23 protein-coding genes and 2 tRNA genes are annotated in these 24,857 nt (G+C 65.7%); 6 read left to right on the top strand and 19 right to left on the bottom strand.

The window, feature by feature from the left end; all coding sequences use genetic code 11:
* Nucleotides 1-52 precede the first annotated feature (52 nt).
* The 5 genes from BWR19_03245 to BWR19_03225 all read right to left on the bottom strand — a co-directional run bounded on the left by BWR19_03245 (nucleotide 53) and on the right by BWR19_03225 (nucleotide 7,422).
* Nucleotides 53-757 (bottom strand): tRNA (adenosine(37)-N6)-threonylcarbamoyltransferase complex dimerization subunit type 1 TsaB, encoded by a 705-nt coding sequence (locus tag BWR19_03245; protein ID APX92038.1) that lies wholly within the window; start codon nucleotides 755-757, stop codon nucleotides 53-55.
* 96 nt (nucleotides 758-853) lie between these two features.
* Nucleotides 854-1,510, bottom strand: a complete 657-nt coding sequence (locus tag BWR19_03240; GenBank protein ID APX92037.1) for an adenylate kinase — start codon at nucleotides 1,508-1,510, stop codon at nucleotides 854-856.
* 259 nt (nucleotides 1,511-1,769) lie between these two features.
* Nucleotides 1,770-3,776, bottom strand: coding sequence for a pyruvate dehydrogenase complex dihydrolipoyllysine-residue acetyltransferase (locus BWR19_03235; GenBank protein APX92036.1), 2,007 nt, complete (start codon nucleotides 3,774-3,776; stop codon nucleotides 1,770-1,772).
* Nucleotides 3,777-3,859: 83 nt separating this feature from the next.
* Complete coding sequence (locus BWR19_03230) at nucleotides 3,860-6,538, bottom strand: pyruvate dehydrogenase (acetyl-transferring), homodimeric type (GenBank protein ID APX92035.1); 2,679 nt, start codon at nucleotides 6,536-6,538, stop codon at nucleotides 3,860-3,862.
* 305 nt (nucleotides 6,539-6,843) lie between these two features.
* Complete coding sequence (locus BWR19_03225) at nucleotides 6,844-7,422, bottom strand: N-acetylmuramoyl-L-alanine amidase (GenBank protein ID APX92034.1); 579 nt, start codon at nucleotides 7,420-7,422, stop codon at nucleotides 6,844-6,846.
* 90 nt (nucleotides 7,423-7,512) lie between these two features.
* On the opposite strand from BWR19_03225, the gene BWR19_03220 reads away from it, so the two are divergent.
* Together BWR19_03220 and BWR19_03215 are read left to right on the top strand one after the other, a co-directional pair.
* Nucleotides 7,513-8,367 carry a nicotinate-nucleotide diphosphorylase (carboxylating) gene (locus tag BWR19_03220; protein APX92033.1) on the top strand — a complete coding sequence of 285 codons (855 nt, stop codon included), beginning with the start codon at nucleotides 7,513-7,515 and terminating at the stop codon, nucleotides 8,365-8,367.
* A gap of 1 nt (nucleotide 8,368) precedes the next feature.
* Nucleotides 8,369-9,073 carry a tRNA (N6-threonylcarbamoyladenosine(37)-N6)-methyltransferase TrmO gene (locus BWR19_03215; GenBank protein ID APX92032.1) on the top strand — a complete coding sequence of 235 codons (705 nt, stop codon included), beginning with the start codon at nucleotides 8,369-8,371 and terminating at the stop codon, nucleotides 9,071-9,073.
* Here the strand turns inward: BWR19_03215 and BWR19_03210 are convergent.
* The 4 genes from BWR19_03210 to BWR19_03195 are packed head-to-tail and all read right to left on the bottom strand — an operon-like array spanning nucleotide 9,070 to nucleotide 12,531.
* Entirely contained in the window at nucleotides 9,070-9,783 is a 714-nt protein-coding gene (locus BWR19_03210) for a phosphoribosylaminoimidazolesuccinocarboxamide synthase (GenBank protein ID APX92031.1), read from the bottom strand. The two genes, BWR19_03215 and BWR19_03210, sit on opposite strands and share 4 nt — an antisense overlap.
* A gap of 45 nt (nucleotides 9,784-9,828) precedes the next feature.
* Nucleotides 9,829-10,635 carry an MBL fold metallo-hydrolase gene (locus BWR19_03205; GenBank protein APX92030.1) on the bottom strand — a complete coding sequence of 269 codons (807 nt, stop codon included), beginning with the start codon at nucleotides 10,633-10,635 and terminating at the stop codon, nucleotides 9,829-9,831.
* On the bottom strand, nucleotides 10,635-11,600 hold the full coding sequence (locus BWR19_03200; GenBank protein ID APX92029.1) for a hypothetical protein: 966 nt from the start codon (nucleotides 11,598-11,600) through the stop codon (nucleotides 10,635-10,637). The genes BWR19_03205 and BWR19_03200 overlap by 1 nt, the downstream gene beginning before the upstream one ends.
* Before the next feature lie 46 nt (nucleotides 11,601-11,646).
* The gene (locus tag BWR19_03195) at nucleotides 11,647-12,531 is read right to left on the bottom strand and encodes a 4-hydroxy-tetrahydrodipicolinate synthase (GenBank protein ID APX92028.1); all 885 of its coding nucleotides are present in this window, start codon (nucleotides 12,529-12,531) and stop codon (nucleotides 11,647-11,649) included.
* 215 nt (nucleotides 12,532-12,746) lie between these two features.
* Between BWR19_03195 and BWR19_03190 the strand changes: the two genes are divergently transcribed.
* The gene (locus BWR19_03190) at nucleotides 12,747-13,220 is read left to right on the top strand and encodes a peroxiredoxin (GenBank protein APX92027.1); all 474 of its coding nucleotides are present in this window, start codon (nucleotides 12,747-12,749) and stop codon (nucleotides 13,218-13,220) included.
* 18 nt (nucleotides 13,221-13,238) lie between these two features.
* On the opposite strand, the gene BWR19_03185 is transcribed toward BWR19_03190, so the two are convergent.
* Together BWR19_03185 and BWR19_03180 are read right to left on the bottom strand one after the other, a co-directional pair.
* On the bottom strand, nucleotides 13,239-14,339 hold the full coding sequence (locus BWR19_03185) for an AI-2E family transporter (protein APX92026.1): 1,101 nt from the start codon (nucleotides 14,337-14,339) through the stop codon (nucleotides 13,239-13,241).
* On the bottom strand, nucleotides 14,336-14,587 hold the full coding sequence (locus BWR19_03180; protein APX92025.1) for a recombinase: 252 nt from the start codon (nucleotides 14,585-14,587) through the stop codon (nucleotides 14,336-14,338). The genes BWR19_03185 and BWR19_03180 overlap by 4 nt, the downstream gene beginning before the upstream one ends.
* A gap of 153 nt (nucleotides 14,588-14,740) precedes the next feature.
* Here BWR19_03180 and BWR19_03175 point away from each other — a divergent pair, with 153 nt between their 5' ends.
* Nucleotides 14,741-16,198, top strand: coding sequence for a peptidase M48 (locus BWR19_03175; protein APX92024.1), 1,458 nt, complete (start codon nucleotides 14,741-14,743; stop codon nucleotides 16,196-16,198).
* Here BWR19_03175 and BWR19_03170 read toward each other — a convergent pair.
* The 3 genes from BWR19_03170 to BWR19_03160 form a co-directional block, all read right to left on the bottom strand.
* Complete coding sequence (locus BWR19_03170) at nucleotides 16,195-17,223, bottom strand: quinolinate synthase (protein APX92023.1); 1,029 nt, start codon at nucleotides 17,221-17,223, stop codon at nucleotides 16,195-16,197. The two genes, BWR19_03175 and BWR19_03170, sit on opposite strands and share 4 nt — an antisense overlap.
* Before the next feature lie 176 nt (nucleotides 17,224-17,399).
* The gene (locus tag BWR19_03165; GenBank protein ID APX94878.1) at nucleotides 17,400-18,125 is read right to left on the bottom strand and encodes a Crp/Fnr family transcriptional regulator; all 726 of its coding nucleotides are present in this window, start codon (nucleotides 18,123-18,125) and stop codon (nucleotides 17,400-17,402) included.
* Nucleotides 18,126-18,307: 182 nt separating this feature from the next.
* Nucleotides 18,308-19,027 carry a Crp/Fnr family transcriptional regulator gene (locus BWR19_03160; GenBank protein ID APX92022.1) on the bottom strand — a complete coding sequence of 240 codons (720 nt, stop codon included), beginning with the start codon at nucleotides 19,025-19,027 and terminating at the stop codon, nucleotides 18,308-18,310.
* A gap of 160 nt (nucleotides 19,028-19,187) precedes the next feature.
* On the opposite strand from BWR19_03160, the gene BWR19_03155 reads away from it, so the two are divergent.
* Both BWR19_03155 and BWR19_03150 read left to right on the top strand, forming a co-directional pair.
* On the top strand, nucleotides 19,188-19,397 hold the full coding sequence (locus tag BWR19_03155; GenBank protein ID APX92021.1) for a prenyltransferase: 210 nt from the start codon (nucleotides 19,188-19,190) through the stop codon (nucleotides 19,395-19,397).
* Nucleotides 19,398-19,629: 232 nt separating this feature from the next.
* Entirely contained in the window at nucleotides 19,630-21,408 is a 1,779-nt protein-coding gene (locus tag BWR19_03150) for a hypothetical protein (GenBank protein APX92020.1), read from the top strand.
* A gap of 560 nt (nucleotides 21,409-21,968) precedes the next feature.
* On the opposite strand, the gene BWR19_03145 is transcribed toward BWR19_03150, so the two are convergent.
* From BWR19_03145 to BWR19_03125, 5 genes are all read right to left on the bottom strand, one after another.
* Nucleotides 21,969-22,044 (bottom strand) — tRNA-Lys (locus tag BWR19_03145).
* A 40-nt stretch (nucleotides 22,045-22,084) separates the two neighbouring features.
* Nucleotides 22,085-22,160 (bottom strand) — tRNA-Lys (locus BWR19_03140).
* 121 nt (nucleotides 22,161-22,281) lie between these two features.
* The gene (locus BWR19_03135) at nucleotides 22,282-23,139 is read right to left on the bottom strand and encodes a 23S rRNA pseudouridylate synthase B (protein ID APX92019.1); all 858 of its coding nucleotides are present in this window, start codon (nucleotides 23,137-23,139) and stop codon (nucleotides 22,282-22,284) included.
* Entirely contained in the window at nucleotides 23,136-23,939 is an 804-nt protein-coding gene (locus tag BWR19_03130; protein APX92018.1) for an SMC-Scp complex subunit ScpB, read from the bottom strand. The genes BWR19_03135 and BWR19_03130 overlap by 4 nt, the downstream gene beginning before the upstream one ends.
* Nucleotides 23,936-24,850, bottom strand: a complete 915-nt coding sequence (locus BWR19_03125) for a segregation/condensation protein A (GenBank protein ID APX92017.1) — start codon at nucleotides 24,848-24,850, stop codon at nucleotides 23,936-23,938. Before BWR19_03125 ends, BWR19_03130 begins: the two co-directional genes overlap by 4 nt.
* Between the last annotated feature and the right edge of the window lie 7 nt (nucleotides 24,851-24,857).

Here is a 24,857-nt window from a genome sequence, read left to right as displayed (position 1 = left end):
GATTCGAGGCCCTCGCCGCAGACCGTCACGCCGCTGCTGCCGGGCACCGCGCTCAACGCCCCTTCTGCCACGCCACCTGGTCGCGCAGATAGACCGGCTGGGCCTGGGCAGGTGTCGTGCGCTCGCCGGCGGCGTAGCGCTGGGCGGCCAGTCGCACCAGATCCTCGGCGGCGGGCTGCCAGTCGTCGAGATGTTGGCTGATGCCGGCCTGCAGGCTGGCACTCATCGACGGCCACAGCGTCCAGCCCGAGCCGACGCCGACCCAGTCGGCCTCCTCATGGCCGGAGGGCAGCGTTAGAAGTTCGGGCGGCATGACCGCCTCGCCGGCGAGCGGCGTGAGCTCACCGTCCTGGCAGCGATAGGCCCCGACATAGATTTCGCCCATGCGCGCATCGAGGGCCGGCAGTACGTAGCGCAGGTGCAGGCGCCGGTGGGCGGCCAGCGCCAGGGCGGCCAGGGTCGAGACGCCCAGCAGCGGCTTGTCGAGCCCGTAGGCCAGGCCCTGGGCGGTGCCGGCGGCGATGCGCAGCCCGGTGAAGGAGCCGGGGCCGTGGCCATAGGCCAGCGCATCGAGGTCGCCAAGCGCCACCCCCGCCTCGGCCAGCACCGCGTCGATCATCGGCATCAGCCGCCGGGTATGTTCACGGGGCGCCTCGACGGCGCGGGCCACGACCTCGGGCTCACGCCCGGCGGGCTGGTGCCACAGGGCCACAGAGCAGGCGGTGGAGGAGGCGTCAAGGGCCAGCAGGGTCGGCATGGGAATCGCTCACGGTCGGCAAATCGAACGGCGGGATTATACGCCAACGGCCCGCAAAAATGCGGGCCGTTGCAACGCTACGTCATCTGGCAGCGATCAGGCTTCCAGGGCGTCGATCACCTGGCGAGTGATATCGTCGACGCTGCCCACGCCCTCCACCCGATGGTAGGCGGGTGCGGTGTCGGGATCCTGCTCGGCCCACGACTGGTAGTAGTCGACCAGTGGCGCGGTCTGCTCGTGATAGACCGCCAGGCGGTTGCGCACCGTCGACTCGCGGTCGTCGTCGCGCTGGATCAGCGCTTCGCCGGTGACGTCGTCCTTGGCGTCTTGCTTGGGCGGATTGTACTCGACGTGGTAGACGCGACCGGAGCCCGGGTGGACGCGGCGCCCGGCGAGGCGCTTGACGATCTCCTCGTCGGCCACGGCGATCTCCAGCACGTGGTCGAGCTTGACCCCGGCCTCCTTCATGGCATCGGCCTGGGGAATGGTGCGCGGGAAGCCGTCGAACAGGAAGCCGTTCTCGCAGTCCTTCTGGGCGATGCGCTCCTTGACCAGCGCGATGATGATGTCGTCGGACACCAGGCCGCCGCTGGTCATGATCTCCTTGACCTTGAGCCCCAGCTCACTGCCTTCCTTGACCGCCGCACGCAGCATGTCCCCGGTGGAGATCTGCGGAATCTTGAAACGCTCGCAGATGAACTGGGCCTGGGTGCCTTTGCCGGCACCCGGGGCGCCCAACAGGATCAAACGCATGGGTACTGCTCCTTGAACGAGTTGAAAACGTTTTTATAAATGTGGGTAATAATCGATAGGTAAGCACAATTAGCGCGACAATACCCCGCGCGGCACGCCCAGACAAGCCGACCATCCGCTGAGCAAACCTTCCGAGATTTATAAAAAGACTTTCAATTCATAGGCTTGTATTGAAAATTGCACTTTGGTCTGGCGCCTGTCGCGAGCCACAATGCAAGACGGCGCCCGCAGGCGCCGTCTCTACTACCGCTGAGCCGGCTTACAACAGCAGGCGGCGGATATCGGTCAGCAACTGTCCCAGCAGCGCCGTGAAGCGCGCCGCATCGGCACCGTTGACCGCACGGTGGTCGTAGGACAGGCACAGCGGCATCATCAGCCGCGGCTGGAAGGCCGCGCCGTCCCACACCGGCTTCATCTGCGCCTTGGAGATGCCCAGAATGGCGACCTCCGGGGCGTTGACGATGGGCGTGAAAGCAGTGCCACCGATCGAGCCCAGGCTTGAGATGGTGAAGCAGCCACCGGTCATCTCCTCGCGCTTGAGCTTCTTGGTCTGCGCCTTCTTGGCCAGCTCGACGCTCTCCTTGGCCAGCTCGATCAGCGACTTCTGGTCGGCGTTGCGGATCACCGGCACCATCAGGCCGTCCGGGGTATCCACCGCGAGGCCGATATGGACGTACTTCTTCCACACCACGGTCTCGCCGTCGGGCCTGAGGCTGACGTTGAACTGCGGGTACTGACGCAGGGCGAAGGCACACGCCTTGATCAGGAACGGCAGCGGCGTGAGCTTGGCGCCCTGGGCCTCGGCCTCGGCCTTCATCGACTTGCGGAAGGCCTCCAGCTCGCTGATGTCAGCCTCGTCGAACTGGGTCACGTGGGGCAGGTTGACCCAGCTGCGGTGCAGGTTGGTGGCGCCCATCTTCATCAGGCGGCCCATCGGCTTCTCTTCGATCTCGCCGAACTGGCTGTAGTCCTGATCGGGGATCGGCGGAATGCCGCTGCCGCCTGCGGCAGGTGACGCCGCCGCCGGCGCCTGGGTCTGGCCGGCCATGACCTGCTTGACGTAGGCCTGGACATCCTCCTTGAGCACCCGCTCCTTGGGGCCGCTGGGCTTGACCAGCCCCAGGTCGACGCCCAGCTCACGGGCCAGCATGCGCACCGCGGGGCCGGCGTGGACCAGCTTGCCATCGCGCGGCTTGTGGGCCGCCATCTGGGCCTCGGGGCTGGGCGTGCCGGCCGCGGCCGGCGCCGGCTTGCTGGCCTTGGGCGCGTCGGCCTTGGGAGATTCGGCCTTCGGCGCACTCGACTCGGGCTTGGGTGCCGGCTTGCTGCCCGCTACCTCGATATAGCCGATCAGGTCACCTTCGGAGACCGTGTCGCCCTCCTTGACGGTGAGCTCCAGCAGCTTGCCCTTGTAGGGGCTCGGCACGTCCATGGAGGCCTTGTCGGACTCCAGGGTGATCAGCGGGTCTTCCTCGTCGAGCTCGTCGCCGGCGCTGACGGCGATCTCGATGATCGGCACATCGGAGGAGCCGGATAGATCCGGCACCCGGATCTCCTTGCGCTCCGGCTCGCCGGATGCGGCCTCTTCCTGCTGCGGCTCGGGCTCGGCGGCCGGCGCCTGCTCGGCGGCAGCCTGCTCGGCGGGGGCCTCATCGCTCCCTTCGCCGACAATTTCCATGCTGCCGATCACGTCGCCTTCGGAGACCGTATCGCCCTCCTTGACGCTGAGCTTGACCAGCTTGCCGCTGTGCGGGCTGGGCACGTCCATGGAGGCCTTGTCGGACTCCAGGGTGATCAGGGTGTCCTCTTCGGCGACCTCGTCGCCTTCCGCGACGGCCACCTCGATGATTTCCACATCGCTGGAGCCGCCCAGGTCGGGCACCTTGATCTCGACGGTCTGCTTGCCGCCAGCGCCGGACTTGGCCGCCGGCTTGTCCTCGGCGGGGGCCGGCTCGGCCGCGGCCTGCTCGCCGCCGGACGCCTGGCTTGCGCTGTCATCGGCGCTGCCGGCATCGCTGTCGCCGCCGCCTTCGGCTTCCAGTTCGACGATATCGTCGCCCTCGGAGACGGTGTCGCCCTCCTTGACCAGCACTTTCAGCACCTTGCCGCCCTTGGGCGAGGGTACATCCATGCTGGCCTTGTCGGACTCGAGGGTGATCAGGGTGTCTTCGGCCTCGATGACGTCGCCTTCGGACACCGCGATCTCGATGATTTCGACATCGGTGCTACCGCCGATGTCGGGGACTTTGATGATTTCGCTACTCAAGGTCGCGCTCCTTCCAAATCGTGCTCGAAACCGGCGGGCCGTCGGGCGGCACGCCGCCGGTTCCAGATCAGCGGGTCAACGGCTCACACCATCAGCGGGTTAGGCTTCTTGGGATCGATGCCGTACTTCTTGATCGCCTCGCTGACCACCTTGCGGTCCAGCTCGCCGCGATCTGCCAGCGCCTTGAGCGCCGCCACGGTGACGAACTTGCGGTCGACCTCGAAGAAGTGACGCAGCTTCTCACGGGTGTCGGAACGCCCGAAGCCATCGGTACCCAATACATGGTAGTCGGTCGGCACCCAGGCGCGGACCTGGTCGGCGAACAGCTTCATGTAGTCGGTGGAGGCGATGGCCGGGCCCTTGCGCCCTTCCAGGCAGGTGGTGACGTGGGGCTTGCCGGGCTCGTCCTCGGGGTTGAGGAAGGCCTGGCGATCGACCTCGAGCGCTTCGCGGCGCAGCTCGTTGAAGCTGGTCACGCTCCAGATGTCGGAGCCCACGCCCCACTCCTCGGCGAGCATCTCGGCGGCCGCCTCGACCTCACGCAGGATGGTACCCGAGCCCAGCAGTTGGACGTGGCCCTTGCCCTTCTTGCCCTTGGTCTCGCGCAGCAGGTACATGCCCTTGATGATGTCATCGGCCGGCACCGTCTCGAGCTCGGGCTGCTCGTAGTTCTCGTTCATCACCGACAGGTAGTAGAAGCAGCTCTCCTTGTCGACGAACATCCGCCGCAGGCCGTCCTGGACGATCACCGCCACTTCGTGGGCATAGGTGGGGTCGTAGCTGCGGCAGTTGGGGATGGTCGAGGCCAGGATATGGCCGTGGCCGTCCTGGTGCTGCAGGCCCTCGCCGTTGAGGGTGGTACGCCCGGCGGTACCGCCAACCAGGAAGCCGCGCGCCTGCATGTCACCGGCGGCCCAGGCCAGGTCTCCGATGCGCTGGAAGCCGAACATCGAGTAGTAGACGTAGAACGGCAGCAGCGGCAGGTTGTTGTTGCTGTAGGAGGTGGCCGCGGCGATCCACGCCGACATGGCACCCGCCTCGGTAATGCCCTCCTCGAGGATCTGGCCCTTCTTGTCCTCGCGGTAGAACATGATCTGGCCTTTATCCACCGGCTCGTACTTCTGGCCCTCGGAGGTGTAGATACCCAGCTGGCGGAACATGCCCTCCATGCCGAAGGTACGCGCCTCGTCGGGAATGATCGGCACCACCTGCTTGCCGATCTTCTTGTCCTTGACCAGGCCGTTGAGGACGCGCACGAAGGCCATGGTGGTGGAGACTTCGCGCCCCTTGGAGCCGCCCATCTGGGAAGCGAAGGTCTTGTCCTCCAGCGCCGGGATCTCGAGCGCCTCGAAGTCGCTGCGGCGCTGCGGCAGGTAGCCACCCAGGCGCTCGCGCTGCAGGTGCATGTACTTCATTTCCGGCGACTCGTCGTCGGGCTTGTAGTACGGCACCTCCTTGAGCTGCTCGTCGGTGAGCGGAATGCCGAAGCGGTCGCGGAAGCGCTTGAGCGCCTCGTACTCCATGCTCTTGAGCTGGTGGGACTCGTTGGCCGCTTCGCCGTCGCCACCGCCCATGCCGTAGCCCTTGACGGTATGCGCCAGGATCACGGTGGGGCGGCCGTTGGTGTTGTTGACCGCCTCGTGATAGGCCGCATAGACCTTGTAGGGGTCGTGGCCGCCGCGGTTGAGCTTCCAGATGTCCTCGTCGGACATATCCTTGACCAGGTCGGCGGTCTCCGGATACTTGCCGAAGAAGTGCTCGCGGGTGTAGGCGCCGCCGTTGGCCTTGTAGTTCTGGTAATCGCCGTCGACCGCCTCATCCATGCGCTTCTGCAGCACGCCCTTCTTGTCCTGCTCGAACAGCGGATCCCAGAAGCGGCCCCAGACCACCTTCTGCACGTTCCAGCCGGCGCCGCGGAACACGCCCTCGAGTTCGTCCATGATCCGCGAGTTGCCGCGCACCGGGCCGTCGAGACGCTGCAGGTTGCAGTTGATCACGAAGATCAGGTTGTCGAGCCGCTCGCGGCTGGCCAGGTGGATGGCGCCCAGCGATTCCGGCTCGTCGCACTCGCCGTCGCCCATGAAGCACCAGATCTTGCGATCGTGCATGTCCTTCATCTCGCGGGAATGCAGGTACTTCATGACGTGGGCCTGGTAGATGGCCTGGATCGGCCCCAGCCCCATAGACACCGTGGGGAACTGCCAGAAATCCGGCATCAGCCACGGGTGCGGGTAGGAGGAGAGGCCGTCACCGTCGACTTCCTGACGGAACTTGTCCATCTGGTCATGGGTGAGGCGCCCTTCGAGGAAGGCCCGCGCATAGATGCCCGGCGCCACGTGGCCCTGGATGTAGACCAGGTCGCCCTCGAAGTCACCGTTAGGGGCACGGAAGAAGTGGTTGAAGCCCACGTCGTACAGCGTCGCCGCCGACATGAAACTGGCGATATGGCCGCCTAGCCCCGGGTTGGCGCTATTGTTGCGAATCACCTGGGCAATCGCGTTGTAGCGAATCAGCGAGCGGATCTTGCGCTCCATGAACAGGTCGCCGGGCATGTGCGCTTCGCGATGCACCGGGATGCTGTTGCGATGGGGGGTCGTCACCGAGAAGGGTACCTGCATGCCGTCACGGCGCAGGCGGTCAGCCAGACGGCTCAACAGGTATTGAGCGCGATTTTCGCCCTCGCGATCCAGGACCGATTCCAGGGATTCCATCCATTCCGTGGTTTCGACCGGATCGAGATCTTCTCTTGCCTCCAGACTCATAGACGTCTCTCCGAATGAAGATATTGTGTCGGTCTGCCCTCACCATAGTCGCTGGAGGGGCATGTGGCGCTCTTCAGTGCGGGCATGACCTTCTATGGGCCATATCTCCGGAAAATCGTGCTGTAATTTGATTACAGCGGGGCATGCAGAAAGCCCGTCGTAGGCCGATGAAGATACCGCAAAGCCTGCCGCCTGCCAATTGTAACGGACATGGAAATTGTTTTCACATAAGATATTGCGCCGCAGCACAAGACCTTGCGTGCCCTCGTCTCAGCCTAGACGAAAAGTGGCGACCTGTAGTGTAACTACATGAAATCGAGCAGGCAGCGGCGCAGATAGGCCCAATCGAAGGCCGGCCCGGGATCGGTCTTACGCAGCGGCGCAATGCGGGCATGACCGGTGATGCGCCCCGTGGTCAGCCGCGGGTAGTGCTCGCAGAGCGCCGCGACAGCCCCCGCCAAGGTGCGGTACTGCGCCTCGCGGTAGGGCGTCACCTCGTCGCCCTCGAGCTCGATGCCGACGCTGAAGTCGTTGAGTTCGACGCGTTCACGGCGGCTATGGGGATCGAACCAGCGCGAGCGGCCGGCGTGCCAGGCGCGCTTGTCGAAGGGCACGAACTGCACGCACTCGCCGTCGCGGCGAATCAGCAGATGCGCCGAGACTCGCAGGGCGGCAATGCCGGCGAAATAGGGGTGCGCCGCGGGATCGAGGCGATTGGTGAACAGCCGCTCGATGTCGCCGCCGCCGAACTCACCCGGCGGCAGGCTGATCGAGTGCAGCACCAGCGCCGAGACCTCGCCTTCGGGTCGCGCATTGCAGTTGGGTGACGACACCCGTCGGGCGGCGTCGAGCCATCCTTCGCTGATCGTGGTAGCAGCACGCATCACGGCTGATTCCTGTGGCTGAATTGCCTATACTGGCAGGCATTGTCGCACAGCCCGACCGCCCACGTTCACCCTCCAGCAAGGCCCGTCATGCACTATCAGCAAGCCCTCGCCGAAGAGATCCGCCAAGCCGCCGCCCGGCTGCTCGCCGAAGACGTCGGTCCTGGCGACATCACCGCCCAACTGATCCCGGCGACCCAGTGGGCCAAGGCCAACGTGATCAGTCGCGAGGATGCCGTACTCTGCGGCGTGGCCTGGGTCGACGAGGTGTTTCGCCGCCTCGACGCCAAGGTCAGCCTGCACTGGCTGGCCGCCGACGGTGATCGTCTCGCTGCCGGCCAACCCTTCCTCGAGCTGGAAGGACCGGCGCGCAGCCTGCTGTCCGGCGAGCGTGCCGCGCTCAACCTGCTGCAAACGCTGTCGGCCACGGCCACCCGCACGCGCCACTATGTCGACCTGCTCGAGGGTACCGGCGTGCGGCTGCTCGACACCCGCAAGACCCTGCCCAACCTGCGCCTGGCGCAGAAGTATGCGGTGACCTGCGGCGGCGGCCATAACCACCGCATCGGCCTGTACGACGCCTTCCTGATCAAGGAGAACCATATCGCCGCCTGCGGCGGGATTGCGGCAGCGGTAAGGGAGGCCCGCGATATCGCCCGCGACCTGCCGGTGGAGGTCGAAGTCGAGACCTTCGAGGAGCTCGACCAGGCGCTGGCCGCCGGTGCCGACGTGATCATGCTCGACAACTTCACTCTGGAGGCAATGCGCGAGGCAGTCGCCCGCACCGCCGGCCGTGCGACCCTGGAAGCCTCCGGCAACGTCGACGAGACCACCCTGCGCACCATCGCCGAGACCGGCGTCGACTGCATCTCCAGCGGCGCCTTGACCAAGGACATCAAGGCCATCGACCTGTCGATGCGCATCCTCGAGACCCGGACCGCCTGAGGTGAAGCCGGCAAGCTTCGCCGTCGAGGCCATCGGCCATATCGAAAGCGACTTCCGCGACAAGTTCGGCGTGCCCCGCCAGCCGGGGCTGGCCCCCGCCGCCCGCGCCCGGCTGGTGCTGCACGGCGACTACGCCGACCCGCTGGCGGTGCGCGGCCTCGACGCCTACAGCCATGTATGGCTGACCTTCATCTTCCACCACAGCCCCGAGCGCTGGACGCCGCTGGTGCGCCCGCCGCGGCTGGGCGGCAACGCCAAGCTCGGCGTCTTCGCCACACGCAGCACCCACCGCCCCAATCGCCTGGGGCTGTCGCTGGCCGCTCTCGGTGCCATCGACACCCGCCACGGCGTGGCCCTCGAGCTGCACGGCTGCGACCTAGTCGACGGTACCCCGGTGTTGGATATCAAGCCCTACCTACCCTGGGCAGAGGCGCTGCCCGACGCCCGGGCCGGCATGGCGGCGGACGCTCCACCGCGCCATGCGGTGCGCTTCTCCCAGGACGCGGAGGACGCCCTCGAGCAGCGCAGCGACAGCGCCTCGCTGCGCGCCCTGATCGAGCAGGTGCTGGCCCAGGACCCACGCCCCGCCTACCACCGCGACAAGGGTGACGCCGAGCGCGTCTACGGCGTGCGGCTCAGGGACGTGGACGTGCGCTTCTGCGCCGAGGGCGAGGGCTTTCGGGTAGTGGCGATCGCAACCCCCTAGCCGAAATCGACGCCAATCCGCCGGCCGACTTCTTCGTAGGCTTCGATCACGCCGCCCAGGCCCTGGCGGAAGCGGTCCTTGTCGAGCTTCTCGCGGGTTTCGGCGTCCCACAGCCGGCAGCCGTCCGGGGAGAACTCGTCACCCAGCACGATCTGGCCGTTGAACAGCCCGAATTCCAGCTTGTAGTCGACCAGCAGCAGGCCGCCGTCGGCGAACAGCGCCTTGAGCACGTCGTTGACCTTGAAGGTCAGCGCCTTCATCTCGGCGAGCTGCTCGGGCGTCGCCCAGCCGAAGCTCTCGGCCAGCGACTCGTTGATCATCGGGTCGTGCTGGGCATCGTTCTTGAGGAACAGCTCGAAGGTCGGCGGGTTCAGCGCAATGCCCTCCTCGACCCCCAGGCGCCGCACCAGGCTGCCGGCGGCGATATTGCGCACCACGCACTCCACCGGGATCATCTCGAGCTTCTTGACCACGCACTCGGTGTCCGAGAACAGGCCGTCGAAGTGGGTGGGAATGCCCGCCGCCTCGAGGGTCTGCATGATGAAGGCGTTGAACTTGTTGTTGACCATGCCCTTGCGCGCCAGAGACTCCATGCGCTCGCCGTCGAAGGCGCTGGTGTCGTCGCGGAAGTGCAGAATCATGCGCTGCGGATCGTCGGTGTGGTAGACCGACTTGGCCTTGCCGGCGTAGAGCTGTTGACGCTTTTCCATGGGAGCGGTCTCCGCAAAAATCACTGTTGAGTCGGTCGGCCGGTGTCAGGCGATATGCTGCCAGGCCAGGCCGTGGTCCTGGGCGGCCACCGAGAGCCGCGAATCGTCGCCGTCGAGCAGCGGGGTCAGGGCTTCCATGACGCGCTCGGGGCAGTTGTTGTGTTCCGACAGGTGCGAGCAGACGATGCGCTGCAGCCGGTCGAGTCCCAGGCGCGGTAGCAGTGCCGCGGCCTGAGCGTTGGCAAGATGCCCCCAGTCGCCGCCGACGCGGCGCTTGAGGCGCAGCGGGTAGGGCCCCTCGGCGAGCATCTGAACGTCGTGGTTACACTCCAGCACCAGCGCGTCGCAGCCGTGAAACGCCTCGGCCACATGCGCGGTGGGGTGACCCAGGTCGGTGAGCACACCGAAGCTGCGGCCATGGGCATGGAAGCGAAACTGCACCGGCTCGCGGGCATCGTGGGGCACCGTCACCGGATCGATCTGCAGGCCATTGATGGCGAAGCGCTGCTGCGGCGTGACCCAGTGATGCTCAGGCAGCGTGCCGAGGCGGCCGCTGCGCCAAGTGCCCGGGGTCAGGTAGACCGGCACGCCGTGCCGACGCGCCAGCGCCCCGACACCGCGAATATGGTCGCCGTGTTCATGGCTGACCAGAATCGCGTCGAGTTGGCGCGGGTGCAGGCCGAGGCGCGCCAGGCGCTTTTCGGCCTCGCGCATGGCGAAGCCGCAATCGATCAACAGCCGCGTTTCACCGTCGCAGACCAGGGTCGCATTGCCCTTGCTGCCGCTGCCCAGCGAGGCGAAGCGTAGCCCCGCGACGGCGTTGCGCATAGCACCTTGCTGCGCGTCGCACATTAGCGCAGCAGGGCGGCAACGCGGTCGAGCAGCTCGCGGGTGTCGTCGGCGGTGAGCTGCTTGTCACTCTCGTTGATGACCCGTACGCGGGTCTCGCCGCCGGGGGCCTGGTCGAGGCTCAGGCGCAGCCACTGGGCGGTCTGACGCACATCGGGACTGAACACGATGGAGAGCGGCCCGCGGTTACGTTCACTGGCGGTCATGTACTCGAGCAGGAAGTCGCGATTCGACTCGTCGCTCTCGAGCAGCAGCTCGCGGTTCTCACTGGTGAAATTGCGCGACAGCTGGTAGTCCATCTCGGCCCAGGTGCGCTCCATGTCGGCGGCCAGCAGCAGCTGCCAGCTGTCGTCGCTACGCTCCAGGCGCACGCTCTCCTCCTGCTGCTGGGCACGCTGGGTGGCCAGCGCCGAGGCACTGGCGGTGCGGCTCTCGGCGGTCAGGAAGTCGTTGAGGGCGTCGAGACACTGGGCATGCACGGCACCGCCCTGCTCGCAGCGCACCTCGGTGGCGCCGCCGCGCACCCCGGGCTGCAGGGTGAAGGTCGCCTCGCTGGTGGCCAGCACGCCGCGCTGGGGGCTGTTGTCGGTCACGCTGAGACCCTGGCGGCGACTGAAATCCTCGAGCCGCGGCCAGACGTCGCCGGCGTCGGCATTGACCAGCAGCCAGCGGTCACTGCCCGACTCGCGACGCTCGACGAAGTCGCGCTGGCCGCCCCGCGCCACCGCATCGGGGCGCGGCGCCCGGAAGCGCCCGTCGCTGGCGACGAACTCCCCGCGCGCCTCGGGTACCGGCATGATGTCGCGATAGCGGCTCTGGTCGCGGGTCTCGGGCAGCACCAGCGGCTGCCCCAGCTCCGCCTCGGCGTAGTCGATGTTGCGGTCGTGAAAATAACCATCGCGGGCGCAGCCGGCAGTCACCAGAGCGATCGATACGACGAGCGGCATCCATTTAAGCGCAGGGTTCATGCATCCACCTTGTTGAGAGTCCACGGTTGCAGTCAGCGGTTGTCGATCAGTCGTCGATGACGCCCGCCAACTGCAGCGCCTCGCTGACCGTGGAATGGTATTTCTCGGACAGCCAGGTCATCGGCAGGCGAATGCCCGCCTCGGCGTAGCCCATACGGTGCAGCGCCCACTTGACCGGGATCGGGTTGGATTCGATGCCCAGGTTGGTGTGCAGCGGCATCAGACGCGTGTTGATCGAGTGCGCGGTCTCGGTGTCGCCGGCCACCGCGGCGGCGCACAGCTCGTGCATCGCCTTGGGCGCCACGTTGGCGGTCACCGAGATGTCGCCATGGCCGCCCATCAGCATGAAGTCGCAGGCGGTGGCGTCGTCGCCGGAGTAGAGCTTGAAATCGCTGCCCTCGAGGCGGGCGATCAGATCCTCGGCGCGCTCGAGGTTGCCGGTGGCATCCTTGAGGCCAATGATATTGTCGATCTCGGCCAGGCGCAGCACGGTCTCGTTGTAGAGATCCGAACAGGTGCGTCCCGGCACATTGTAGAGAATCACCGGCAGGTTGGCGCCCTCGGCCACCGCCTTGAAGTGCTGGTACAAGCCTTCCTGGGTCGGCTTGTTGTAGTAGGGGCACACCGACAGGCAGTAGTCGGCGCCGACTTCCTTGGCGTAGCGCGCCAGCTCCACCGCCTCCGAGGTAGCATTGGCGCCGGTGCCGGCGATCACCGGAATCCGGCCCGCCACCTCTTCCACCACCGTGCGGATCACGTCGAAGTGTTCGGCGAAGGACATGGTGGTCGGCTCGCCGGTGGTGCCGGCGGCGACGATGGCGTCGGTACCGTTCTCCAGGTGAAAGTTGACCAGTCGTCGCAGCGCCGGCCAGTCGATCTCGCCGGAGACCTTCATCGGCGTCGCCAAGGCGACCATACTGCCTGTGATCATGCTGTGTTCCTCTCGAAAACCGTGGCCTGCCAGCGCTTCGCCCGATCGGCACGCCTCGGGGGCAGGCATTCAGGGGCTAGATGGTACTCAGGCGGCGAAAGTCTGTACAGAACCCGATGCGCCTCGACGCCCTTTGACGGTCAAGCGCTTTACAGCGCAGGGCGGGTTGCGTGTAATCGTAGCGCGTTGTCTTACCCACCTTCGAGGAGAGCTACATGAGCGTCAGTATCGGCCAACCCGTGCCCGACTTCACCGCCACCGCCACCGGCGACACCCCCGTCACCCTGTCCCAGTTCCAGGGTCAGCAGGTGGTCATCTACTTCTATCCCAAGGCCAGCACTCCCGGCTGCACCACCGAGGGCGGCGACTTCCGCGATCGCAAGGCGGCCTTCGACGCCGCCAACACCGTGATTCTCGGCGTGTCCCGCGACGGCCTGCGCGCCCAGGAGAACTTCAAGGCCAAGCAGGACTTCAACTTCGCGCTGATCTCCGACAAGGACGAGGCGGTGTGCCAGCTGTTCGACGTCATCAAGCTCAAGAAGATGTACGGCAAGGAGCATCTCGGCGTCGAACGCAGCACCTTCCTGATCGATGCCGACGGCAAGCTGGCCCGGGAGTGGCGCGGGGTCAAGGTCAAGGACCACGTCGAGGAGGTACTCGAAGCCGCCCAGGCGCTGCACGCCGGCTGAGCCGCGTGGCCGCGGGGCTCACTCCTCGGAGAGCGCGTTCAGCGTTGCCTGGCGTTCGCGACTGTCGATGCCCCGCGGCCAGGCCACCACCAGCGCCTTGAGCAGGGTGGCCAGCGGGATCGCGAAGAAGATCCCCCAGAAGCCCCACACCCCGCCGAAGAACAGCACCGCGACGATGATCGACACCGGGTGCAGGTTGACCGCCTCGGAGAACAGGATCGGCACCAGCACGTTGCCATCCAGCGCCTGGATGATGCCGTAGGCGATCAGCACGTAGACGAACTGGTCGCTGATCCCGAAGTGAAACCCGGCCACCGCCGCCACCGGCAGCGTGGCCACCGCCGCGCCGATATAGGGCACCAGCACCGAGAGCCCCACCAGCACCGCCAGCAGCGCCGAATAGGGCAGCCCGAAGAAGGCGAAGGTCAGGAAGGCCACGGTGCCGACGATGATGATCTCGATGAACTTGCCGCGTACGTAGTTGGCGATCTGGTCGTCCATCTCGTTCCAGATACGGGTCATCAGCAGCCGCTTCTGGGGCAGCAGCGACAGCATGAAGCCGACCAGGCGGTCCTTGTCCTTGAGCATGAAAAACACCAGGATCGGCACCAGCACCAGGTAGATGATCAGCGACAGCACGTTGCCCAGCGAGGCCAGCGACAGGGTCAGCGCACGCTGCCCCACCTGGGTCATCTCGCGCCCCGCCACGCCGATCCAGTTCTGAATCTGGTCGGGTGTCACCAGCTGCGGATAGCGCTCCTGAAGGTTGTCGAGCAGCTGCTGGCCGGCGGCGAACATGCGCGGCGTCTCCTGCACCAGCCCCACCAGCTGGTTCCAGATCAGCGGCATCAGGATGAAGGCGATCGCCAGCAGCAGGCCGATGAACCCCAGGAACACCAGCGAAACCGCCAGCAGGTGTGGTACCCCGCGCCGAGTCAGCGAATTGACCGCGCCCTGCAGTAGAAAGGCGATCACCAAGGCGGTGAAGAAGGGCGCCAGCATCCTGCCCAGCAGGATCACCGCGGCGAAGCCGAGCACCAGCACGATCAGCAGGATCACCGCCTCCTCGTCGGAGAAGTAGCGCTCGATCCAGCTCTTGAACAGCGCACGCATGGTCATGCCGAGGTGACCCCTGGGCCTTTGCGAATCCAGTAAAAAAACACCTCGCCACGGGTCTCGCGGGAAACCAGTTCATGATCGCTGTGGCTGGCGAAGGTCTCGAAGTCCTGCCAGGAGCCGGCATCGGTGGCCTGAACCTCGAGCAGCTGGCCCGGCGCCAGGCGCGACAGCGCCTGCTTGGCCTTGAGTAGCGGCAGGGGGCACGGCAAGCCACGCGCGTCGAGCTGATTATCTGGTTGCAGGGCCATGCGATCTCCCGAAAAATGTCTGAAGCCACTGAGATTTAAAGGCACTTTGCCGAGTGAATCAATGTCCGATGTACATCGCAGAGGGCATGCGCGAAACGACGGTGACGATAGACCGCACTCATGCATGACCCAGGATGCCCGACTACCCCGAGGATGGCCATGTTGCAGATGCTCAAGCCCTGTCTCGCCGCCGCCAGCCTGGTCCTGGCCAGCCTGCTGCCGGCCTCCGCCAGCGCCGTCGACGATTTCGGCCTGCCGCAGCTCGGCAGCAGCGGCGCGGGGGCGGCCGGCGCCGAGGAGTACCGCCTGGGACGCGCCTGGCTGCGTCAGTTCCGCGCCCGCGCGCCGGCCTGGCAGGACCCGATTACCCAGGACTACGTCGAATCGGTGATCTCGCGACTGCTGCCGCACAGCGATCTGGGCGACAACCGCACCAGCGTGACGCTGGTCGACAGTCGCCTGCTCAACGCCTTCGCCGTGCCCGGCGGGGTGATCGGCGTCAACTCCGGCCTGTTCGCCTTCGCCGAAGAGGAAGACGCCTTCGCTTCGGTGATCGCCCACGAGCTCGGCCACCTCTCCCAGCGCCACTATGCGCGCCAGGTGTCCCGCGCCGAGCAGACCCAGGTGCCGGCCATGGCGGCGATGCTGGCCGGCATGTTGATCGCCGCCGGCGGCGGTGGCGATGCCGGCATCGGCGTGGCGATGGGCTCCCAGGCCGCCTTCATCCAGGACCAGCTGGCCTATTCGCGGCGCTTCGAGCAGGAGGCCGACCGCGTCGGCCTGCAGGCCATGGCCCGGGCCGGCTACGACCCCGAGGCGATGGTCAGGATGTTCCGCGCGATGCAGCGCATGGCGTCGCTGCAGGGCGGCAATCCGCCGGAGTTTCTGCTCACCCACCCGGTCACCGAGTCGCGGATCACCGATACCGAGGCCCGCGCCAGCCAGCTGAGTGCCCGCGAGCGGCGCGAGGTGGGGCCACGCTATGACCTGGTGCGCGCCAGGGCGCTGGTCTCGGTCAACCGCGACAACCTCGACCAGGCCTCGGCGCGTCTCGCCCAGGGCAACCCCGAGCCGCAGGTCAGCCGCTACCTGGAGGCGCTGATTGCCGCCGAGCGCGGCAACCACGCCAGCGCCCTGGAGACCCTCGACGCCCTCGCCAACCAGCTTCCCGACCTGCCGATGCTGCCGGTCACGGCCGCCGAGGTGGCCTATGACGCCGGCGACTACGACGGCGCCATCGAGCGCAGCCGTCGCGTGCTGCGCCTGATGCCCGACTATGCGCCGGCCAGCCGCGTGCTCGGCGAAGCGCTGCTGCAGCGCGACCCGGACGAAGCCTATCGCGTGCTGCGCGACTTGAGCGAACGCCGCCAGGAGGACCCGCAGGTGTTTGCGCTACTGGCCGAAGCCGCCGGCCGCAGCGGACGCGACGGCTGGGGCCATCTGGCCCGCGCCGAGCACCTGCAGCTGACCGGGCGCATGGACAGCGCCATTCGGCAGCTGCAAGTGGCCCGCGACAGCGCTCGCCAGGCCGGTGACAGCAGCCTGGAGAGTCGCATCGAGCAGCGCCGCGAGGCGTTCATGGGGTACCGCGAGGCGCTGGAGAGGTTTTAGGCCTGGAAATTCAGCATTCGCTCCAGCGGCTTGAGGGCCGCTGAGCGCAGCGCGTCGTCGACGACGATTTCGCCGCTGCCGTGGCGCAGGGCGCCGGCCAGGTTGTCGAGGGCGTTCATCGCCATCCACGGGCAGTGGGCGCAGCTCTTGCAGGTTGCACCGTTGCCGGCGGTGGGCGCCTCGAACAGCGTCTTGCCGGGCACCGCCTGCTGCATCTTGAAGAAGATGCCGCGGTCGGTGGCGACGATCAGCTTGTCCTGGGGCAGCGCCTTGGCGGCCTTGATCAGCTGCGAGGTGGAGCCGGCCACGTCGGCCAGGCCGACCACCGCCGCCGGTGACTCCGGGTGCACCAGCACCGCGGCGTCGGGATACAGCGCCTTGAGGTCCTCGATGCCCTTGGCCTTGAACTCCTCGTGGACGATACAGGCGCCGTCCCACAGCAGCATGTCGGCACCGGTCTGCTTCTGGATATAGCCGCCCAGGTGCTTGTCCGGCGCCCACAGGATCTTCTCGCCGCGGGCCTGGAGGTGCTCGATCACGTCCACCGCGATGGACGAGGTCACCACCCAGTCGGCGCGCGCCTTGACCGCCGCCGAGGTGTTGGCATAGACCACCACGGTGCGCTCCGGGTGCTGGTCGCAGAAGGCCGCGAACTCGTCGGCCGGGCAGCCGATATCCAGCGAGCAGGTCGCCTCGAGGGTCGGCATCAGCACGCGCTTTTCGGGGGATAGTATCTTGGCGGTCTCACCCATGAAGCGCACTCCGGCCACCACCAGGGTCTCGGCCTCGTGGCGGGCGCCGAAGCGGGCCATCTCCAGCGAGTCGGCGACACAGCCACCGGTCTCCTCGGCGAGCTGCTGGATCACATCATCGGTGTAATAGTGGGCGACCAGTACGGCGTTGTGCGCCTTGAGCAGTCGCTTGATCTCATCGACGCGCGCTTCATCCTCGGCGGGGATCCGCGTTGGGCAGTAGGCGCGGGCCAGGTGCTCTTGCACCTCGGCGCGGGAAGTCATGATCGTCATCGTGTCTACCACTGTGACTGGCAGGGGCTCCCCCTGCATGTACCAGGTGCACCGTATCAGGCTCTTTGCCCGACGCTGCACGCCAGAAGGCAGAGGCGGCGGCTCCCGCCGCCTCTGCCTTGCACTATTCTAGACCACAATGCACCGGAATTGCTCCCCCTGCCCCACACGCCAGTTCAGCTTCTCGTATGCGACTCACCCAGCACCCTGGTGTATAGCCGGCGGTCGACGAGGTAGCAGCCGCAAGACGCCTCTATCAACCCGCCACGATCGAGCACGTTGATAGTGCCCCGCTGATAGCTGATCAGCCCGCGCGCCTGCAGCGCAGATGCCGCCTCGGTGACGCCGGCACGCCTTACCCCCAGCATCATGGCCAGGAATTCATGGGTCAGCTGCAGCTGGTCGGACTCGGCACGATCCTGGGTCATCAGCAGCCAGCGTGCCAGTCGCGCCTCCACCCGATGGAAATGCGTACAAGCAGCCGTCTGGGCAAGCTGACTCATGGTCACATAGAGGTAGCGTAACAGCCTTTGATTCAGGGTCGGGCAGGATAGCAGCAGTTGGCGAAGCCTGGCGGCATCCATGCGCAGCGCGGTGCCACCACCCTGTACCAGCGCACACAGCGGAGACTCCTTGACGCCGAGCAGCAGCGCGCCCCCCGTCATGCCCTCGCGCCCGGTCATGGCCACTTCCAGCCTTGCGCCATCCGCGAGTCCGACGATCAGCGAAATGAAACTATCGACAGGAAAGTAGACATGCTCGATCTCCTCGCCGGGCTCTATCAACACCTTGCCAAACACCAGGGTGATAGGCTCGCACGCGGCCATGAAGGCCGCATGCTCCCTCGGCGGCAGATCGAAAAGCAGCTGATTGGCAGCGGGAAGAAGGTGGCGTGATGTCATGGCCGCTCCGGCGTCTAAGTACCTGGCAAGCGACATAAACATACTGTTTGAAACGTCAATGACGACTGCAGATCGAAATCCTGGGGCGTGCCCCCAGGCGATATATCTGCAGATTAGCATGCAGTAAATCATGCGTCGGCACGCTAGCGTACACAGCGCATACGCCGAGCGAGCCGCGCGGTTTATATCACCGCATTGTGGGCCAGCAACCGATCATATTCGCTCTTGACCACCGCATAGCACTCGCAGACACGCTCTTCGAGACCCTGTCGATCGATCACGCTGATATGCCCGCGGTGGTAGGTTATCAGCCCCGCACGCTGGAGCTTGCCCGCCGATTCCGTCACCCCTTCGCGGCGAACGCCCAGCATGTTGGCGATCAACTCCTGGGTCATCACCAATTGGTTACCCGGCAGTCGGTCGAGGCTGAGCAGCAGCCAACGGCAGAGCTGCTGATCCACCGTGTGGTGGCGATTGCAAACCGCTGTCTGTGCCATTTGCGTCAACAGCGCTTGGGTGTAGCGCAGCAGCAGGCGCTGCATGACACCGGCACGATAGAACTCTTCCTTGAGACGATGCCCCTTGAGGCGGTAGGCCTCGCCGGCACTTTGCACGATCGCCCGGCTCGGCGTGGTCTCCCCGCCCATGAACAGCGATACGCCGACAATCCCTTCGTAGCCCACCACGGCGATCTCCGTCGAGGCACCGTTCTCCATCACGCAGAGCAGCGACACGATGGCATCCAGCGGAAAGTAGACGTGATGCATCACCCCGCCCGATTCGCTCAGCGACTTCCCCAGCGGCAGCGTTACCCGCTCGAGGTGAGGCTCCAGTCGCGCCAGCTCTTCCTCCGGCAGCAGCGACAGCAGCTGATTTCTTGGGTCGACTCTTGTTGCCAGCATCTAAGCTCCTTGGGGCGACAGCGTCCGCATCGCATGTATCGCGCTATGTGTGTCAACCAACGGAAACACCGGCGACCCTGCCTTATCCTGGGTACGGTTCCGCGCAGCCATACCGCCCTAGCTCCCCCGCTGCGCCTTACTCAACCCGAGTGATACCCTGATGAAATACTCCCTGATGGTTACTGCCCTCCCGCTGATACTGCTATCCCTTGGCGGCTGCTCCAGCATGTCGACGCAGGACAAGAGCACTGCCGTAGGCGCCGGTGTCGGGGCGGTGGGCGGCTCAGTCCTCACCGGCGGCTCCGCCATTGGCACCGTGGGTGGCGCCGCGGTGGGCGGCATCATCGGCCGGGAGGCCAGCAAGCCGTGAACGTCCGCCAGCCTCGTCGGCGGTGCACCGGGCACCGCCGGTACCGGGATCCGATCTCGACTTTTCCAATATCAGTATAGGGTAATTGTCAGCCTGCTCTGTACGCTAACGCACAGAGCAAATCCGAGAACGTAACTAGGTTGTTACCCATCCATACGATCTACCTGCATGTAGCCAACTGCTGACGCGCTTCAGGGGGAGAGTTATGCGCCAAGGATTGACGCAATTGCCAATGCTCGACCAAGGGTACGCGGAGCGGACACCGGACACCGCTCGGCAATCGCCGCTGGATGTGCTGCTGATCGGCCCCGACTCACCCGACATGCTCGGCCTGCAAGAGATCCTGCAAGCGGGCGGCAGCGACTATCGCATCAGGCGTGTCGCGACCCTGCAGCAAGCACTCGCGGTGCTACGAGAGCAGCCGGTCGCCATGCTGCTACTCGACCTCACCCTGGCCCAGTGCCCGTGGCGCGCCGCGCTCGAGCAACTCAGCGCCGCCGCACCCGGCACCCTGTGCATTGGCCTCACCGACGACAGCGAGCCGACGCCTTGCCAGGCCCGGCGGCATGGCGCGCACGACGTCTTCTCACTGGCGCAGCTCGAGCCTCGGTCGCTCCTGCAGCGCCTGGAAACGGACCTCTACCTGATCCAGCCGCGCAGCGATGATCAAGCGTCTTACAGCGCTCTGCAGACGATGAGCGACGCCATGCCGATCGGCACGCTGATTACCGACAGATACGGTCACTGCCTGCACAGCAACGCGGCTTACCAGCGTATTTGTGGCTTGACCGCGGGCGGGCAGGACGGCAGGCACTGGGCGGCAGCGCTGCACCCGGATGACCGCCAGCGAGTCGTCGCCACCTGCCAAGAGGCTCCCGGGCCGCACGGCCAATGTCATCTCGAGGCACGCATCCTGCGTCCCGATGACAGCGTCATCTGGGTCTGTATCAATGTGGCCCAGTTGCCCGGCGGCCACGGCCATGTGCATACCATGGAGGACATCACGGCGCGCAAGGATAATGAAAACAAGCTGCGTGCCACCCAGCTAGCCCTGCATATCGAGAAAGAGCGCGCGCAAGTCACACTTAACTCGATCGGCGATGCGGTCATCTCTACCGACACCGCATGCCGGGTGACATACCTCAACCGGGTCGCCCAGGAAATGACCGGCTGGTCGCAGGAAGACGCCATGGGCCGACCCATCAGCGAGGTCTTCCGCATCGTCGACGAGACGTCGCGCCAACTGGCCAATGACCCGGCACGCAGGGCCATTGAAGAGAACCGCATCGTTGGCCTCGCCATGGGCACGATCTTGATTGGGCGCGATGGCAGTGAGCTGGCCATCGAGGACTCCGCCGCCCCGATTCGCGACCGCGATGGCCAGGTTACCGGCGCGGTGATCGTCTTCCATCATGTCAGCCAGTCCCTGACCATCGCCAACCGCATGTCGCATCTGGCTCAGCACGATGCCCTGACCGACCTGCCCAATCGCGTGCTGCTGCACGAGCGTCTTACCCGCGCCATTGGCCTGGCCCAGCGGCATAGTCAACTCGTGGCCCTGATCTTCATCGACCTGGACGACTTCAAGGCCATCAATGACCGCCTGGGTCATGCGGCAGGCGATACGCTGCTCAAGTCGATTGCCAGTCGGCTAAAAAGCTCCGTGCGCGATACCGATACCGTGTGCCGACTCGGCGGCGATGAATTCGTGATTCTATTGACCGAAGTGAAGAGTATCGATGCTGCCCGCAAGGGAGCCGAGGCTATCGTCAATGCCTTGCTGCTGCCACACCGGGTTAGTCACCAGGCGGTCAGCATCACGGCGAGCCTCGGTATAAGCCTCTATCCCAATAGCGGCGCTACCCCAGACGAATTGATGCAGCGCGCAGATACCGCCATGTACCATATCAAGCGCCAAGGTCGTAACAGTTACCAATTCTTTTCGGGTGACATGTTGCCCGACCATCCGCAGCGTTTTTCGACAGTGTGCAATGCCGGCCCTGAGCCGTAAGCGCCACTGGCTAACCAGGGTGCCATCGTACGTCAGCGCACAGTCGACGCACCCTGCCGCTGCTACGTTGATGGCAGTGTGGCAAAGGAAGTGCCTAGACAGGATGTCGCACGACGCGTCGCAGGGAGCGCGACGCTATCCGAAAACGCAGCAGCGTCAATCCGGCCGTAATAGCCGTCATGATAAAACTCAAAAACCCCGCTATATCGGCCGGTATCATCACGCTATTCATTGTCATCATGCTGCTCTCAAATCGTTGAACAGACTTCAATAAAGTTGTTCCGCTACGTTGCTTAGCGCACCGACTCTAGGCCACTGCTCAAACTAATATGTAATCAACATCAAGGCTACCGACATCAATCCGGATGACAGCCATTGATAAGCATTGGAAATACTATGAACAATATCGTATGGATCGTTGGTGCAGTGGTGATCGTGGTGATAGTGCTGTCGGTCCTGGGCCTGCGCTAAGCGCTCGCCTTACCGCCGCGCGTCTACGACTCGGCAACCGCTAAACGAAAAAAAGCCCCGGCCTGAAAAGACCGGGGCATTTTTCGCATTGGTGGGTCGTGTAGGATTCGAACCTACGACCAATTGGTTAAAAGCCAACTGCTCTACCAACTGAGCTAACGACCCGCAACCGTAAGCGATTCGCCTACGTAGCGGCGGCGGATAATGGTGGGTCGTGTAGGATTCGAACCTACGACCAATTGGTTAAAAGCCAACTGCTCTACCAACTGAGCTAACGACCCGCCGCCGTCTGCCGGCAGGGAGCACGTGACGTTTCCCCTCCCGACAGGGCGCACATATTACCCACAGCGCCCGGCGATGACAAGCCTTTTCGTGCCAAGTCCCGAGCGTTTCGTTCGCGCCTCAGGACTTACGCGTGCCCTTGGGCTTGCGCATCGCCTGCACCGGGCGACGCTTGTTCTTGTCGCGGCTCCAGCGGTTCTTCTCGTCCGGGGTCAACTCCGGCACCTTGCGGCTGGCCAGCCCCGCCAGACTGGCGAGGTCATCGACCTCGTCCTGGGTCAGCTCGGTCCATTCGCCGGCCTTGGCACGCTTGTCGAGGAAGATGTTGCCGTAGCGCACCCGCTTGAGGCGGCTGACGGTCAGCCCCTGGGATTCCCACAGCCGGCGCACCTCGCGGTTGCGGCCCTCCAGGATCACCACGTGGAACCAGGTGTTGATGCCTTCGCCGCCGAACTCCTGGACGTCGCTGAAGCGCGCCGGGCCGTCGTCGAGCATCACGCCCTCGACCATCGCCACCACGTGCTCGCGGCGCACCTCGCCCATCACCCGCACCGCGTACTCCCGCTCCACCTCGGTGGAGGGGTGCATCAGCTTGTTGGCCAGCTCACCGTCGGTGGTGAACAGCAGCAGGCCGCTGGTGTTGATATCCAGGCGGCCGATGGCGATCCAGCGCTCGCCCTTGAGGCGCGGCAGGCGTTCGAACACGGTGCGCCGCCCTTCCGGGTCCTTGCGCGTGCACAGCTCGCCCTCGGGCTTGTTGTACATGATCACCCGTCGCGGGGTCTCCTCGGCGCCGCGCAGGGTCACCGGGCGGTCGTCGAAGGTGACCTTGTCGCGTATCTCGATACGGTCACCGAGGGTGGCCAGCTTGCCGTTGACCTTGACGCGCCCGGCGCTGATCGCGGTTTCCATCTCGCGGCGCGAGCCCAGGCCGGCGCGTGCCAGCACCTTCTGCAATTTTTCCGTGGTAGTCGTCATGGATCTTCTGACATCTCGTCTGTAGAGGGTTCCACGCCCCCGCGTCCGTCTTCATCGACGCTCTCGGGGGCGCGTTCGGCCAGGCGGGCTTCGAGATCGGCGAAGCTCAACCCGGGCCGCGTGGACGCCGTCCCGGCGTGTGTTTCGGCCTCGACCGTCCCGGTCGTGGCCTGCTGCTGACTGTCGTCCCGCGCGTTGCTGTCGCGCGCTTCGGCGTCTCGCGCCTCGCCCTGCTCGTAGTCGACCAGGCGCGCTTCGAAATCCTGTAGTTCGTGCATCGGCGGCAGCGCGTCGAGCGTCTTGAGGCCGAAGTCGTCGAGGAACTGGCGCGTGGTGGCATACACCGACGGCCGTCCCGGCACGTCGCGCTGGCCGACCACACGGATCCAGCCGCGCTCGGCCAGGGTGCGCATGATCGAACTGCTCACCGCCACCCCGCGCACCTCCTCGATATCGCCGCGGGTCACCGGCTGACGATAGGCGATCAGCGCCAGGGTCTCGAGCAGCGCCCGCGAGTAGCGCTGCGGGCGCTCGTCCCACAGCCGCGACACCCACGGCGAGAGCCGCGAGCGAATCCGCAGCTGAAAGCCGGAGGCGGTCTCGATCAGCTCCAGGGCGCCGTGCTCCATGCGTTCACCGAGCCGCGCCAGTGCCGCGCGCAGCTCGCGCCGCGACGGCCGCTCATGGTCATCGAACAGCGCCTCGAGCCGCTCCGGCGAGAGCGGCTCGCCGGCGGCCAGCAGCGCCGCCTCGAGAATCTCGTCCAGGGGGCTTACCGGGTCGCTGATGCGCGTGTTCATGATGGCGGTAACGCTTCCTCGTGGTCGAACGGGCTCTCGCCCAGCTCGTCGTCGATGTCCTCGGGCGTCTCGGCGGCATCGCCGGCCAAGCGCGCGCGCACATGAATCGGCGACAGCGGCGCATTCTGCACGATCTCGATCATCGCCTCCTTGGCCAGCTCGAGGATCGCCATGAAGGTCACGATCACCCCGGCGCGCCCCTCCTCGAGGGTAAACAGCGCCTCGAAGGGGGTGTAGTGCTGATGCTCGAGCCGCGCCATGATCGCCAGCATGCGCTCGCGGGTCGAGAGCACTTCGCGGCTGATCTGGTGCGACTGCGTCAGCTCGGCGCGGCGCAGGATACCCGACAGCGCCGCCAATAGCTCGTCGAGTTCGACGTCGGGGTGGATGACCCGCGATTCCAGCGGCGGCAGGCCGGCCTGGGCGGGAAACCAGTCGCGGCCCAGGCGCGGCAGTTCGCCCAGGGTCTCGGCGGCGTGCTTGAGCCGCTCGTACTCCTGCAGGCGGCGAATCAGCTCGGCTCGCGGATCGCCCTCGTCGTCATCCTCATCGCCCTTGGGCGGCCGCGGCAGCAGCGTGCGCGACTTGATCTCGGCCAGCATCGCCGCCATCAGCAGGTACTCGCCGGCCAGCTCGATCTCCATCGCCTTCATCAGCTCGACGTACTCGATGTACTGGTGGGTGATGGCGGCGACGTCGATGCTCAGGATATCCAGGTTCTGGCGCCGGATCAGATAGAGCAGCAGGTCGAGCGGCCCCTCGAAGGTCTCGAGGAACACCCGCAGCGCCTCCGGCGGAATATACAGGTCCTCCGGCGGCGCATAGACCGGCTCGTCGAGCACCCGCGCGAACAGCTCGCCCTGCTGCGGCGCTTGGCTCCCTTCGACGACGGTGGTGGGCGTCTCGCTCACGCGCGGC

This window comes from Halomonas sp. 1513, from assembly GCA_001971685.1.
Lineage (GTDB): Bacteria > Pseudomonadota > Gammaproteobacteria > Pseudomonadales > Halomonadaceae > Franzmannia.
The sequence above is the reverse complement of the archived record's forward strand: the minus strand, read 5'-3'. Positions and strand labels throughout refer to the sequence as shown.